This window comes from Enterobacter sp. SORGH_AS_0287, assembly GCF_031453695.1.
GTDB lineage: Bacteria > Pseudomonadota > Gammaproteobacteria > Enterobacterales > Enterobacteriaceae > Enterobacter > Enterobacter ludwigii.
Genome location: NZ_JAVIZW010000002.1, coordinates 13804 through 27004 on the forward strand (window position 1 = coordinate 13804; position 13201 = coordinate 27004).

Sequence of the window (13201 nt, forward strand, 5' to 3'; positions counted from 1 at the left end):
GCCTGGCATAATCTGTAGCAGGGGTAATTTTTATATCTGTGGTAAAAGTCGCACGGCCTGTTTTGCAATGCGTTTTAGTTCAGCCTGTGTGATCCCATCCTGAGCGGGAATAGACATCCCCTCCAGCAATGTATTAAGCGTCAGAGCAATCCCCTCCACATCAGTATCTGAAGGCAGCTGGCCAGCGTCTTTGCCAGCCTGCAGGCGCTCTTTGAAGTAAATGCGACCTTCTTCTCTCAGAGCTCTGACTGCATTATAAACATCTTTTGAATCCGGTGAGACGTTGATAGCCGCCAGAACCACCAGGCAACCACAAGGCGCTTCCTGACTCGTTAGAATAATGGCCGATTCTTCAAAAAAATTATGGATAGCATCATACACATTGCTTTCCTGGCGCATCTTTTCCCAGTTGGCATCCCAGTAGGTTCTTTCATAATAGTTTACCGCCTCAAGAAAGAGTTCGGCTTTACTACCAAAAGCGGCATACAAGCTGGGCGGGTTAATCTCCATAATCCGACAAAGCTCACCAACAGACGCAGGCTCATACCCACAGCGCCAGAAAAGGCTCAGTGCGCGTACCAGGGCCTTTTCCCGGTCGAAACTACGGGGGCGTCCTCGTTTTGAGGAGATACTGTGCGTTGTCTCGGTCATAAAGTTGCCTGATGAAAAAAGTAAAATTGATAGCCTACTATACAAGATTCAGGAGCCATTGTGTTCCCTTGCGTCCCGACTTACCTTGCCTGAATAGTTGCAGAACCCTGCAATAAAAAGGCGCGGAGGCCGGTATAGCTGGTAATCATCATCTGATGAAGACGTGTTTCATTTATCGCTTCTTCTCCCGGATTCCTGACGTCAAAAGTCGCAGACCAACACACTTCACTGATAAAAATACCTGCTGCATCTTTCTGCTCACTAACATTAATGACACAGACATAGTTGTCCCACGGCAATGGTGAGAGAGTAAAACGGTAAGACAAAGTCATCAGTACCGGATCGAACGTAAGTAACTCCTCTTTGATAACGTTGCCATCCTGCATGTCCAGATGACGAACAGCACCAGGCGTGTTTTCAGACAGACCTTTATCGATTCTGCTGGCTGTGATATCCGGGTGCCAGTCTGCAATATGACCAAAGCCAGATAAAGTGGTCCAGATTTCATAGATATCGGCCTCAATCGGACCTGCAAAAATCACATGCGGCATGAGTTTTCCTCTCTACTACTTCGCATAATTTCAATGCTCACTGATAATTGTATTGATTACTACATAATACTGGTATTGTATAGCACTCACTACATAAAAATCCACATTGTCCTCTGAGGAAAATTATCATGCACCAGACATGCTCCATCGTCGGACTGCCGCTGAAGGGGCGGCCCCGAGGCTTTGATCGTGAAAAGGCCCTGATGAAGGCGCTGAATATTTTCTGGACTTTGGGTTACGAGCCCACTTCGATTGCTAATTTATGTGCAGCCATCGGCATTCGCCCGCCGAGCCTGTATGCCGATTTTGGCAGCAAGGCGGAGCTCTTTATCGAAGCTGCTCACTTCTATGAACACAAGTACTGGAATGATGTTTGGGCACGGCTCGAAAACGAGCCGAATGTTTTTTTATCTGTAGCCCGTTTTTTTGACGAAGCGGCGGAGATCTTGCTGTCCGAATCAGCTCCCTGTGGTTGCCTGGTCGTTCTGGCTGCTATTAATGTCTCCTCATCCTCTCCGCAAGTCTCTGAGGCTGTCAGAGAGATTCGCCAGGCAGGAAAACGCTGTTTCGCCACCCGCATTCGGTGGGCGGTTGACGATGGCCAACTGCCATTGGATACGGATGTGGACTCTCTTGCTACGGTTCTTAATTCTCTGCTGGCAGGCATGTCTGTCGAAGCTAAAGACGGCGTGTCTCTGCAATTGCTTCAGGCCACAGCAAAATATGCTGTTCGATTGCTACGCAATACTAGGTGATGAAACCTCACCTTAGAGATAAAACCTTTCACGTTAAAAATCAAGGTACTGATTTTTATAACTAAATTATTTCATCTCTGCCTCAAAAATGTACCCCACCTTAAAATAATCACCAAAAATTGGCTTGCCTTTTTATTTAGTGATCGCTATAAATATAGTTATATTTAGTGATCACTACAAAATGTTTGCAGTTACCGCTTAATTTCATACCGCGTGATGAAGGTGGGGGACCGGCACAGTTAGCCTGGTTTCTGTTAGAACCAGTTGGTTCACAGCCCGTGCAGCCCTCATTAACGTTTCGGAAACAATTTTAAGTAGATGAATTACAGAGGAAAAAGAATGAACCCGAAATATGCACCATTATTTGAGCCTTATGTCCTCAATAACGGCGTCATCATAAAGAACCGTTTCACTGTTGCACCAATGACGCACTTTGCGTCTCATGCTGACGGTAGCATCAGTGATGAAGAACGCAATTTTCTGACCAATCGTTTTGAAGGTTTTGGCCTGTTTATTGCGGCTGCAACCCTGGTGTCTCCCGAAGGAAAAGCCTTTGTAGGCCAACCTGAAGCGATCAGTGAAAAAGATTTACCTAGCCTTCGTGAAGTCGCCCAGATTGCAAAAAATCAGGGGGCAACAGCAATTTTGCAGATCCATCACGGTGGACATCTGAGCATTCCTGAACTGCTTAACGGACGAGATATGGTGGCTCCTTCGGCAGATGATAAATCAGGTTCCAGAGCGCTGACGGGTGATGAAATCCGCGATTTAATTGCAGCCTTTGCTAATGCTGCCCGCCTGGCTGTTCTGGCCGGTTTTGATGGTGTTGAAATTCACGGTGCCAATAATTATCTGATACAGCAATTTGTCTCAGGTGAGAGTAATCGTCGTACTGATGAATGGGGCGGGACAATCGAGCAACGCCTACGTTTCCCTTTGGCTATAGTCGATGCTGTCATGGAAGTTAAGCAAAAGTATGCTTCTGACAAATTTATCGTCGGCTATCGTTTCTCTCCTGAAGAACCCGGTGAGCATGGTCTGACAATGAAGGATACCTTTGCCCTGATCGATGCTCTGGTTCAGAAACCACTTCAGTATCTGCATGTTTCGCTGTGGGACTTTTATAAAAATGCGCGCCGTGGAGCGGATACCTCCTTAACACGTATGCAATTGCTACACGAACGCATTAACGGAAAGCTGCCGCTCATTGGTGTTGGCAACCTGTTTACTGCCGACCAAATCCTTGAAGCCTATCTGACTGGATGGGCAGAATTTATTGCACTGGGTAAAACAGTGATGATGAATCCTGACCTGCTCAATCTTATCACTACAGGACAGGAAGACCAGGTAGTCACGGCCATTGATCCACATAAAGAAGACCGTTATCGCATACCGGATAATCTGTGGAATCAAAACATGCAGCGTCTGTCCTACCTGCCCCCCGTAAAAGACGACATGAATTGGCAGTCGCCAGATATCTGAAAATTTAGAGACACCTCTGTACTACTCGAAACTTCAAGAGCTGGCCAGTGGGTCAGCTTACTTACCTATACAGGAATTCAAGATGAATCACATTCAGAACAAAACCGCTATTGTAACCGGAGCTTCTTCTGGGATTGGGGCTGCCACGGTTAAAGCCTTGCTCGATAAAGACGTAAATGTGGTCGCTGTTGCGCAAAATATAGAACGTCTAAATGCATTCGTGGAGCCATTGAAAGAGGCTGGGTACAACATTTCTGGTTACTCTGCGAGTGTGGCTGATTTGGATTCCATGAAAGCCGTGGCTGACTTTGCTGTGAAAGCGTATGGCTCTGCAGATATTCTGGTAAATAATGCCGGTCTGATGCTGTTTTCTTACTGGGAGGATGTGGCTATTGATGACTGGAATAAGATGGTAGATGTTAATATCAAAGGCTATCTTAATTGTATTGCTGCTGTGTTGCCGCAGATGATGAGGCAGAAATCAGGCCACATACTCAACATGGCCTCTGTAGCCGGTCACCAGGTTGATGCAGCTGCAGGTGTTTACAGCGCTTCTAAATTTTTTGTTCAGGCCATGACTGAGTCTATGCGCAAAGATCTTGGTGTCAATCACGGTATCCGCGCCAATACCGTTAGCCCTGGTGTGATTAATACAGGCTGGGCGGATAAAGTAAGTGACCCAGAAGGTCGAAAGGCTGCTCAGGAACTGAACAAGATTGCCATTAGTTCTGAGGATGTTGCCAATGCTGTGATTTATGCACTGAACCAGCCGGATAATGTTACCGTAAACGATCTGATCATCTCCCCTACCCGACAGAACTGGTAATTCGACTTAAGAGCTCTACAAACGTGCCCTGACTTATTAAAAATAGTCAGGGCATGATTGTTCTAGTTGTTTGATCATATATTCCTCCCAATCTCCCAGTAGGGTTACCATAGCTAGTCTAAAAGTGGATTTTTCGTCCGCTCCTCGCTGTGAGTTCAACCGATGGATGCAACACATTGATTGAACCGTTCTGCGGGTGATTCATAGTCTAGCGTTTTTCTCGGCCTTTCGTTGAGCTGTCTGGCAACACTGTTAAGTCTTTGCTGGCTGTGAACCGATAAGTCAGTTCCTTTTGGAAAATATTGTCTGAGCAATCTGTTCGTATTTTCATTTGAGCCACGTTGCCAGGGAGATTGAGGATCACAAAAATAAATCTGAATGTCTGTCGCTATAGTAAATCGTGTGTGGCTGGTCATTTCAGCGCCACGATCCCAAGTTAATGTTTTATAAAGCTCAGCAGGTAATTCCCGGGCTTGTCTGATGAGTGCAGATATAACCGTTATGGTCTTGTTGTCTCTGATCTTCGCCAGCATAACAAAACGAGAATGACGTTCTACGAGGGTGATGATATAGGAGTTTTTCGAGCCCTGAATCAAGTCACCTTCCCAGTGACCTGGGATGGCTCTGTCAGCCGCCTCTGGTGGCCTTTCGCTGATAGGTATCGTGTTCGGGATTGACCCTAATCCTTTCCCTTTAAGCGATGACGTTCTGGATCTACGCACTGCTCTTCCGCTTCTGAGGCATTGCTGCAGCTCTTTTTTTAATGCTCCCCGGCTTTGTTTAAAAAGCGTTTTATAAATCGTTTCGTGTGACACATGCATTTCCTGATTATCCGGATAACAGCGTTTCAGCCAACCGGCGATCTGTTCCGGCGACCAGTCCTGATGCATCTTCTCTGCAATGATTTTACACAATGCGGGGCTTTCAATTAGCTTGCAAGGTTTTGGTCTCAGTGCATTTTCCCACGCAGTAGCATCGGCTTTTGCTGCACGGTATTGTTTTGCACCACCGTGCCTCCTGACCTCGCGGCTAATCGTTGAGGGCGCTCTTGATAATTTGGCGGCGATATCCCTGATACTGAGTTTTGCTACCAGCCCTCTGGATATCTCCTCTCTTTCATCAAGCGAAAGCGCTAATCGGTGCCGTTTTCGCACGGGAGGACGATAGCCTCCTGTCTGGTGGATAGTGGGCATAATGGAAGAATGATATCTGTCGAACATTCTGGCGATATCATGTAGAGAATCACCTTGCTTATATCTGTCCCAGATAATTGCCTTCTGCTCTGGCGTGTAGTTAATCCGAGTTCTTCGTTTCATGACAACGTCCCCCCTTGATTAAGGATAGCGTTGCATCGACCCGTTGAACTCACAGCTCATAGCGGACATTCAACACAGTTAGTTCGTCCGTTCCGTGCCAGAAGCGGACCTTTCCTGAAACGCCATTCAATCTTTTAGCAAGCTCATTTCTTCAGATAGCCATTGTCTTAGGATGCTTATTTTAAAAGAATCCTGATTATCTGGACGGTAGACTAAATCGTACCCCCGTTCAGCCTTAAGCTTGTACCGTGGAAACGGAACAACAAGCCTTCCAGCAGCTACATCATCTGCAATCAGAAGACTGCGTCCGAGAGCAACACCTTCGCCACGTATAGCAGCCTCAGTCGCCATGCTGCCAAGAGTCCATAAGGGCCCCTGATGGCAACTGAAATTTTTTACTCCGGCCATCTCAAACCATGCCTGCCAGTTCGCCTGCATTCTGTACTCATGAAGAAGAACGCAGTTTAAAAGTTCCTTAATCTCGGTCAGACCATTATGTTTTTCAAGAAAACCTGGACTACAGACAGGGGTGACTGTTTCATCAAACATACGCTCAGACGAAACATTTTGATAATTGCCAAGGCCGTAACGAATTGCAGCATCTACCTGACCATCATTAAGATCCACATTAATGTCAGTAACATCCAGTTGAATATCAAATTCTGGATATCTCTGCCTGAACCGGCTGAGACGCGGTGCTAACCACTTACTGGCAAATGACACCGTTGTACTTATACGTAAACTCTTTATCAGGTTTCTTCCACGCAGACGTTCAGACTCCTTCATTAAATCACTCAAAAGACGGGTAACCACATGGTGAAATTCACCCCCTTGCTCCGTCAGAATTATCTGCCGTGTCAGCCTGAAAAATAGCTTAAAACCCAAATGCTCTTCGAGCTTTCGGATTTGCCGGCTTATCGCGCCATGCGTAACGTGCAACTCCGCTGCCGCCAGCGTCATGCTTGAGAGGCGGGCTGTGGCTTCAAAAGCGCGCAGAGTCTGCAATGGGGGAAGGCGATCGAATATCATACACGTGATAATAATTCACGCGTGTTGTGAGAACAAATAATTTGTCAGGTCAGAGTCCGAAAATCAAAATTAACATAAAGAACATTACTATTTTCATAGCAATACCGGAGGAATAATGGAAAGTTTGTTTGTTTACGGGACTCTCGGTCCTGGCCGGCCTAACGCTCATATTCTTGAAAATATTGGGGGAACATGGCAGGAGGGCCACGTGGGAGGATCTCTTCTCGCCAAAGGTTGGGGAGCAGAAATGGGTTATCCGGGAATTATGCTGGATGACTCAGGTAATCGTGTGCAGGGCTTTCTTTTCACGTCAGAGAATTTACTTAATCACTGGCACATACTCGATGAGTTCGAAGGTTATGAGTATGAACGTGTTCCGGTAGAGGTAACCATATCTACCGGTCAGACAGTGCAATCATGTATCTATATGCTCAAAGCATAAACCAGAAGACCCGCTGCAAACGGATTACACAATGGCCTGGGCACCTTAAATAAATTGGTCTGATGGAGAATCAAGTGACAGTACAACGAAAACAGATTGACACATATGCCACACTGGCCATGACGTCACTGTGTATAGTTTGGGGAATTCAGCAGGTCGCAATTAAAGGAGTAGCCGATGAAATATCTCCAGTTCTACAGGTAGCAATCAGAAGTGGAGCTGCTGCGGGCTTTATAGGTTTATTGATTATTTTTAAAAAAACGCCTCTAAGAAACTTTGCTAATTGCTTAGTTCCCGGGGGAGCAGTGGGCATACTTTTTGGTTTGCAATTCCTGTTTGTTGCTGAAGGCCTGCGATATACATCGGCATCGCACATGTCAGTATTCCTTTATACAGCACCTATTTTTGCTGCCATGGGACTACAGTTTTTTAGGCCCGATGAACGACTGTGTGCGCCACAATGGTTAGGGATAGCAATTACATTTACAGGCATTTGTGTCGCGTTTCTGTCAGGTAAGGATCCAGTTGGTAGCTCCAGTCAGGTTCTGGCAGGAGACATAATGGGGTTACTTGCAGGACTATCATGGGGGGCCACTACCATAATTGTCAGATGCTCTTCTCTTAGTGAGTCTCCAGCCTCACATACACTCTTCTGTCAACTTGCAGGAGGTTTTTTACTTTTATCAGCATATTCATACTCTTCCGGTCAGAATCACTTTGACCCTGGTACCGTCGGGATTATTAGTTTAATCTTCCAAAGCGCAATAGTTGCCTTTGCAAGTTATTTAGCCTGGTTCAGTTTAATGCGCAAATACATGGTATCGCAGCTCGGTGTTCTCTCATTCATGACGCCTGTATTTGGGGTCATTACGGCAGTATTTATTTTGAGAGAACAACTACGGTCAGGTTTTATTTTAGGGACGATGCTAATCCTGAGTGGCATAAGTATTGTTAGTGGCTGGTCCTGGTTCAAGTCGAGATTTTTAACTGTATCCGTTAACAAATAAAGATGACTGTCGGCCGGTTACAGATAATATAATATGACGATGTCAGCAAGCCAATTCATATATTGCTATCTTAACAACCCATCATGCTAAAACGCTTTTCAGGTTCTAATGCAGAGAATAAATCATTCTTAACTCATCATGCACAATTCTCTGGCCTCAACAATGTCCGCTTTTCGCTCTAAGCGGACCTTCAGGTACCCGACGCCTTTTTGATTTGAAATTCTTCCTGCAGTGTCTCTTTAACAATTTAAGTGAGTGGTTAGTTCAGATCCAACTTAGCAACCTTATCCAGATTAGCATCTGAGGACAGCACTCGGTAGGAGGGGGGCCGGCTGGGTATTGTCAAAAAAATTGCATCTGGTCTGACCTGATGCATCCACATAAAAGTGCATTCAGATATCCTTATTGGTTTCTCCCGCATCGGTCCGGCATTGGTGCACAATCAGGCAGGGTTCCATGTACGCTTTTAACTCAGCTTTTAATGCGTTTAACACGGTTTCCTCTCACCTTGCTGTATAACCAGCAGGGAATGATGAACGGAGAAAAAAGGACAGCTATCGTAAATTTTATCAGTAATACATCCCACTGACGTTCGGTCAGTAACCGGATTTGCTCTGTATGATATAACCGGCTGAATTCCAGCCTTTCAATCTCCAGTTTCTGACGCTCACACTGCCTGTGTAAGTCATCCACCCCTTTATGCAAAGGAACAGCTATAAGGGAGCAATGGAGGCCTTTAGGATACTGAAGCTCACCTACGCATAAAGGAAGTGACAGCCTTCCCCCTGGCGCGAACTTGAATCCGATCCCGTTCCAGAAACGATCCCGACGAAGCATATTTACCTTTTCATCTTCATCGACAGGAGACGTCCTTATGGCTTTAACGGGTGTATCAGCGGGCAGAGTCTTAGCCCAGGCAATCAGCTGCTGCATGATCCAGGAGCCGAGTCCACGTCCCCGTAAATTATAATCCAGCATAAAGTCGGAGTTCGTTAAATCCAGCTCGGTAGTACCATCCCAGGGATTTACCTTAAACTCCGCTATATACTTAGGCTCCTGATGCCACCCGCCACCATTCCAGTAAAGTGCAAGAGTGCATGAGCGGCCAGTCAGTTGTTTTTTTACGTCGAGACTGCCGCTGGCAGGAAAATAAGTTTCCTTAAGCGTTCTTGTTACCACAACCCTGCATGCACTCTGATATCGTCCGCCCGAACGAGTCTCAGGAAGAGTCAGCAACCACGTATTGATGTCTTCATCGAATTTCGGTTCATCCACCGTGTCAGCTCCTGTGCTAATAAACCCTTTGTTCCCGCTCCAGGATAAATCCTGTCCCTTTTCATAAATATCCACTCAGAATATCAGAAACGATATTTATCCTTTAGCACTGCAACAGTGTGGTCATTGAGAAAAAAGTCTTTATTTCTGGCCAGAATGTAAAAATCGGTCTGTTCACTAAAGCGGAGTTGGTCCCTCGCTGGAATGAAGGACCAGCAATCACCTTCACCGTCATAGGTCGCAAGGCACCGGCCGGAGCAGGATGCAACAAAAGGCTGCTTTTCCATGTCCTGGCGATGTTTCCGGACTTTCCAGTCCCGCCAGCCCAGCCATAACTCATGGTGGCCGTAATGTGTTCTGAGACTTTCACATATTTTCTGAAGCGTTATGGACATCGGGTTCTCCTCTAAGATGCGCAATGCAATATTCACTCAGAGTAATTATGAGGCACGGCATCATGCACCGTCCCCCTGAAGATTACGTGACTTAAGTTAATGCTAATGTACGCATACATTAGCATTAAGCCGATCGCTTCCGATATTCAAACTGGCTTCTCTCTTACGACATACGGCGTTTTCACTGGTGGCACATCTATACTTTCAGTCTATTTAGAGGTGGTGTGTTTGTGTGGACGTTTTCCCGGGCAATGACGCACAAAGATTATCTGTCACTGATTGCAGATGAAGCCGATCGGGATAATGCCTATGACCCAGCACCAATAGGCTGCTACAACGTTGCCCCGGGAACATGGTGTTGTTTCTGAATGAACGTGACGAACAACAGAAGTTCACCGGGGGTATGCGCCAGGAGAATAGGATAAAGCTGTGCTGCTCCGCGCGGTGGCACCCAACCTGATCAATGGATTTCGTCATGGACGCGCTGGCCACCGACCGCAGGATCAAGTGCCTGACCTGTGTGGACGACTTCACGAAGGAGTGTCTGACCATTATCACCGCATTCGGGATTTCAGGCGTTCAGGTCACGTGTATTCTGAACAGTATTGCACTGTTTCGGGGCTATCCGGCGACGATAAGAACGGACCAGGGGCCGGAGTTCACCTGCCGCGCACTGGATCAATGGGCTTTTGAGCATGGTGTTGAGTTGCGCTTAATCCAGCCGGGCAAGCCAACGCAGAACGGATTTATTGAGAGCTTTAACGGACGCTATCGCGATGAGTGTCTGAATGAAAACGGGTTCAGCGATATGGTTCATGCCCGGAAAACGATTAATGACTGGAGGCAGGATTATAACGCGTGTGGTCCACATTCAGCACTGAATTATCAGACGCCATCAGAGTTTGCAGCACGGTGGCGGAATGGAAAATGTGAAGGTAAACAAACCGACATTACTTACTGGCGGTTGTATCTAATACTGGGGGCAGGCCAGACGGATCGTACGCCCAATATGATTTGTCATTGTAAATCGTACCCTCATCATCCATTACTTTTGCACTGGGGTGTTGTGCAATTCCTGGCATCTTTCTGTACAGGAATGTATCTGGCCATTTGGTATAAATATCACCTGCACCTCAGTCAAGCAATGGTTATGTATGTAACGAGGGTTCTGTCCACAAGACATGGTAATCGCCGTTAATAATATTTCTACTTAATTCGCTATCCTTATTTATGCAGTTCAGCCATTAATCAGCGGTGTTATGTGCATCATCTTTATCTGCCCAAAATTCAGCTCTCGTAATGTGAAATTGTACACCCACAGCCGCAAGTGACTTCACAAAGTAGCACAGTGCCTTATTAAAAACGAGGCGAGTAACACTCGAAAATTCGCAGACTGGAAAGAGATGCCCGCTTCTCGCTCGTAGTGGACTTTGCGCCTCTTATGTTGGTCCGCTTTGTGCCAATCTACACTGAGTCCATCAACGGGGTAGGTCAATAGGTATGAGATAATTATCACTCGATCGAAAATGAATAATAATGCACAAAATCCATTGTTTAAGTGATGTGAGTTTATTGTTATTAATTAACAATTCAAACTATAAGTTTGCATATTAATCGTGCTCTGTATGTGTTTGACTGCCAGAATTGATCGAAAAAACATGCCATTACCCCCTTTAATTGAAACATTTCTTTAACCTTGGATAAGTAGCTTTCATTCGTAAAAGTTACCGGTAACATATTGTTATTGCTTTGCTTTTTTTTGCCCGATAATTTGCCGCGCTGCTGCAGTCAGATATTAATAATAAATCCATTCTTTTCCAAATGAGCCTTAATTTGCACCATGCATTACAATGTGTTGCAAATTGATTTGCGTCAGTTTTAGAATGGCCGCGTTCAAATGCGAAGTAGATTTAAATCATATTTTGCAAATGGATAGAAGTACGAAAAAAGGAAGTTTATAAGGGACGGTCGCCGTGCTTCTTCATAAATGGAGGCAGTTTGGACAGGGATGTCAATCAATATATCGGGTGTTTCTAATAAGCTGTCATATATGTGGTATGCGATAAGCTTCTGAAACTCAGTAATATGATACTTCATGATATAGGGCATAGAGTGCCCAACAAATTCAGGATGGAGAAAATGAAAAATAAAGTACTTGCACTGGCAATGGTGGCGGCATTTGCAGGGGTCAATGTAGCGCAAGCAGCCGATACTACTGCTCAAGCGGTTGCAACCTGGTCGGCTACAGCAAAAAAAGACACCACAAGCAAACTCGTCGTTACCCCTCTCGGGAGCTTGTCATTCCAGTATGCTGAAGGCATCAAGGGCTTTAACTCGCAAAAAGGGCTTTATGATGTCTCGATTGAAGGGGACACCACGGCAACTGCATTTAAACTGACATCACGTCTTTTAACCAATACGCTGACTCAGCTGGATACGTCTGGTTCCACTTTGACAGTAGGTGTTGATTATAATGGCACGGCTGTTGAAAACTCTGCAGATACCGTAATGATCGATACGGCTAATAACATCATGGGGGGAAATCTGAGCGCCCTGGCGAATGGTTATAATGTGTCCGGTCGCACCAGTGCCCAGGATGCATTTACTTTCTCAATTATTGGCGGTACGTCTGATGGTACTACTGCAGTAACAGATTACAGCCAGCTACCTGAAGGCATCTGGAGCGGTGATGTTAGCGTTCAGTTCGATGCAACCTGGACCAGCTAATTAATTCCTTAATTTTGCAGGGGATTTCTTCCCCTGCGTTTAAATGCGATTGCTATTATGAAAATAACATTATTTCCATTTTTTATGGCTGTATGTATTTCATTTTCATCTTATGCTGTTGATGTTGGAGATATAACCTCGTTTATAAACAGTGATACGACAGTACTGAGTAAGGAGATTCGGAATACAACTGATAATGGACGACTCATTAATATTAGTATCGAAAAATTAGACTCACCATTAGATGGTGGGAAAGTTATTCCGATGGCTCAGAAAGATGAGATCCTTCTCACGCCTTCAAGCATGCTCATGCCTGCTAAATCAAGCGAAGTGATACGTTTTTTCTACAAAGGTCCTGAGGACGACAAGGAAAGATATTATCGAATTGTTTGGTTCGATCAGGCATTAAGTAACGCGCAAAACAATGGTTCAAAACGGAGTGCTGTAGCAACTGCATCTGCACGCATTGGAACCATCTTGGTTGTTGCCCCCAGAAAGGTAAATTATAGTCAAACGTTTGAAAATGGCGTAATGACTAATACCGGTAATGCAACATTAAGAATTATTGCATATGGACCTTGCCTGAAAGCGTCAGAAGGGAAAGAGTGTAAGGAAAATTATTATTTGATGCCGGGTAAAAGTAGAAGGTTTACCCATGTTGATACAGCTCAGGATAAGGGGCGAGTGGCTCTCTGGCAGGGCGAAACATTTATCCCTATAAAATAGCATAATATCGGGCAGTATA

At 45.4% G+C, this 13201-nt stretch carries 13 protein-coding genes and 2 pseudogenes; 9 read left to right on the forward strand and 6 right to left on the reverse strand.

The annotated features are described in order from the left end of the window. Nucleotides 1-30: 30 nt before the first annotated feature. Nucleotides 31-651 carry a TetR/AcrR family transcriptional regulator gene (locus QE396_RS22640; RefSeq protein ID WP_185791788.1) on the reverse strand — a complete coding sequence of 207 codons (621 nt, stop codon included), beginning with the start codon at nucleotides 649-651 and terminating at the stop codon, nucleotides 31-33. A gap of 80 nt (nucleotides 652-731) precedes the next feature. Beyond that, the gene (locus tag QE396_RS22645) at nucleotides 732-1202 is read right to left on the reverse strand and encodes an SRPBCC family protein (RefSeq protein WP_185791789.1); all 471 of its coding nucleotides are present in this window, start codon (nucleotides 1200-1202) and stop codon (nucleotides 732-734) included. 128 nt (nucleotides 1203-1330) lie between these two features. On the opposite strand from QE396_RS22645, the gene QE396_RS22650 reads away from it, so the two are divergent. From QE396_RS22650 to QE396_RS22660, 3 genes are all read left to right on the forward strand, one after another. Then, complete coding sequence (locus QE396_RS22650; protein ID WP_185791790.1) at nucleotides 1331-1957, forward strand: TetR/AcrR family transcriptional regulator; 627 nt, start codon at nucleotides 1331-1333, stop codon at nucleotides 1955-1957. Between the two features lie 339 nt (nucleotides 1958-2296). Then, the gene (locus tag QE396_RS22655; RefSeq protein ID WP_185791791.1) at nucleotides 2297-3439 is read left to right on the forward strand and encodes an NADH-dependent flavin oxidoreductase; all 1143 of its coding nucleotides are present in this window, start codon (nucleotides 2297-2299) and stop codon (nucleotides 3437-3439) included. 82 nt (nucleotides 3440-3521) lie between these two features. After that, a complete protein-coding gene (locus tag QE396_RS22660; RefSeq protein WP_185791792.1) occupies nucleotides 3522-4265 on the forward strand; it encodes an SDR family oxidoreductase in 744 nt (247 codons plus the stop codon). A gap of 155 nt (nucleotides 4266-4420) precedes the next feature. On the opposite strand, the gene QE396_RS22665 is transcribed toward QE396_RS22660, so the two are convergent. Together QE396_RS22665 and gcvA are read right to left on the reverse strand one after the other, a co-directional pair. Then, nucleotides 4421-5581 (reverse strand): IS30-like element ISCfr4 family transposase, encoded by a 1161-nt coding sequence (locus QE396_RS22665; protein ID WP_185791793.1) that lies wholly within the window; start codon nucleotides 5579-5581, stop codon nucleotides 4421-4423. A 126-nt stretch (nucleotides 5582-5707) separates the two neighbouring features. Further along, nucleotides 5708-6610 carry a transcriptional regulator GcvA gene (gcvA, locus tag QE396_RS22670; RefSeq protein WP_199802878.1) on the reverse strand — a complete coding sequence of 301 codons (903 nt, stop codon included), beginning with the start codon at nucleotides 6608-6610 and terminating at the stop codon, nucleotides 5708-5710. A gap of 115 nt (nucleotides 6611-6725) precedes the next feature. On the opposite strand from gcvA, the gene QE396_RS22675 reads away from it, so the two are divergent. Both QE396_RS22675 and QE396_RS22680 read left to right on the forward strand, forming a co-directional pair. Beyond that, on the forward strand, nucleotides 6726-7052 hold the full coding sequence (locus QE396_RS22675; RefSeq protein WP_185791794.1) for a gamma-glutamylcyclotransferase family protein: 327 nt from the start codon (nucleotides 6726-6728) through the stop codon (nucleotides 7050-7052). A gap of 74 nt (nucleotides 7053-7126) precedes the next feature. After that, a complete protein-coding gene (locus QE396_RS22680; RefSeq protein ID WP_138613499.1) occupies nucleotides 7127-8059 on the forward strand; it encodes a DMT family transporter in 933 nt (310 codons plus the stop codon). Between the two features lie 471 nt (nucleotides 8060-8530). Here QE396_RS22680 and QE396_RS22685 read toward each other — a convergent pair whose 3' ends face one another. Continuing rightward, nucleotides 8531-9334: a hypothetical protein gene (locus tag QE396_RS22685; protein ID WP_185791795.1), complete on the reverse strand. Its 804-nt coding sequence runs from the start codon at nucleotides 9332-9334 to the stop codon at nucleotides 8531-8533. An 83-nt stretch (nucleotides 9335-9417) separates the two neighbouring features. Further along, on the reverse strand, nucleotides 9418-9729 hold the full coding sequence (locus QE396_RS22690) for a hypothetical protein (RefSeq protein WP_185791796.1): 312 nt from the start codon (nucleotides 9727-9729) through the stop codon (nucleotides 9418-9420). A 251-nt stretch (nucleotides 9730-9980) separates the two neighbouring features. Between QE396_RS22690 and QE396_RS22695 the strand changes: the two are divergent. From QE396_RS22695 to QE396_RS22710, 4 genes and pseudogenes are all read left to right on the forward strand, one after another. Further along, a pseudogene (locus QE396_RS22695) lies at nucleotides 9981-10114 on the forward strand (SOS response-associated peptidase); the annotation flags it as partial. 75 nt (nucleotides 10115-10189) lie between these two features. Then, nucleotides 10190-10684: pseudogene (locus QE396_RS22700) on the forward strand (integrase core domain-containing protein); the annotation flags it as partial. A 1184-nt stretch (nucleotides 10685-11868) separates the two neighbouring features. After that, nucleotides 11869-12456, forward strand: a complete 588-nt coding sequence (locus QE396_RS22705) for a common pilus major fimbrillin subunit EcpA (RefSeq protein WP_104440655.1) — start codon at nucleotides 11869-11871, stop codon at nucleotides 12454-12456. Between the two features lie 57 nt (nucleotides 12457-12513). Further along, nucleotides 12514-13182: a hypothetical protein gene (locus QE396_RS22710; RefSeq protein ID WP_104440656.1), complete on the forward strand. Its 669-nt coding sequence runs from the start codon at nucleotides 12514-12516 to the stop codon at nucleotides 13180-13182. Nucleotides 13183-13201 lie beyond the last annotated feature (19 nt).

Bases quoted from the DNA above. Each gene is read 5' to 3' on its own strand.
- QE396_RS22640 (WP_185791788.1), bottom strand. From the start codon at position 651: ATGACCGAGACAACGCACAGTATCTCCTCAAAACGAGGACGCCCCCGT.
- QE396_RS22645 (WP_185791789.1), bottom strand. From the start codon at position 1,202: ATGCCGCATGTGATTTTTGCAGGTCCGATTGAGGCCGATATCTATGAA.
- QE396_RS22650 (WP_185791790.1), top strand. From the start codon at position 1,331: ATGCACCAGACATGCTCCATCGTCGGACTGCCGCTGAAGGGGCGGCCC.
- QE396_RS22655 (WP_185791791.1), top strand. From the start codon at position 2,297: ATGAACCCGAAATATGCACCATTATTTGAGCCTTATGTCCTCAATAAC.
- QE396_RS22660 (WP_185791792.1), top strand. From the start codon at position 3,522: ATGAATCACATTCAGAACAAAACCGCTATTGTAACCGGAGCTTCTTCT.
- QE396_RS22665 (WP_185791793.1), bottom strand. From the start codon at position 5,581: ATGAAACGAAGAACTCGGATTAACTACACGCCAGAGCAGAAGGCAATT.
- gcvA (WP_199802878.1), bottom strand. From the start codon at position 6,610: ATGATATTCGATCGCCTTCCCCCATTGCAGACTCTGCGCGCTTTTGAA.
- QE396_RS22675 (WP_185791794.1), top strand. From the start codon at position 6,726: ATGGAAAGTTTGTTTGTTTACGGGACTCTCGGTCCTGGCCGGCCTAAC.
- QE396_RS22690 (WP_185791796.1), bottom strand. From the start codon at position 9,729: ATGTCCATAACGCTTCAGAAAATATGTGAAAGTCTCAGAACACATTAC.
- QE396_RS22705 (WP_104440655.1), top strand. From the start codon at position 11,869: ATGAAAAATAAAGTACTTGCACTGGCAATGGTGGCGGCATTTGCAGGG.
- QE396_RS22710 (WP_104440656.1), top strand. From the start codon at position 12,514: ATGAAAATAACATTATTTCCATTTTTTATGGCTGTATGTATTTCATTT.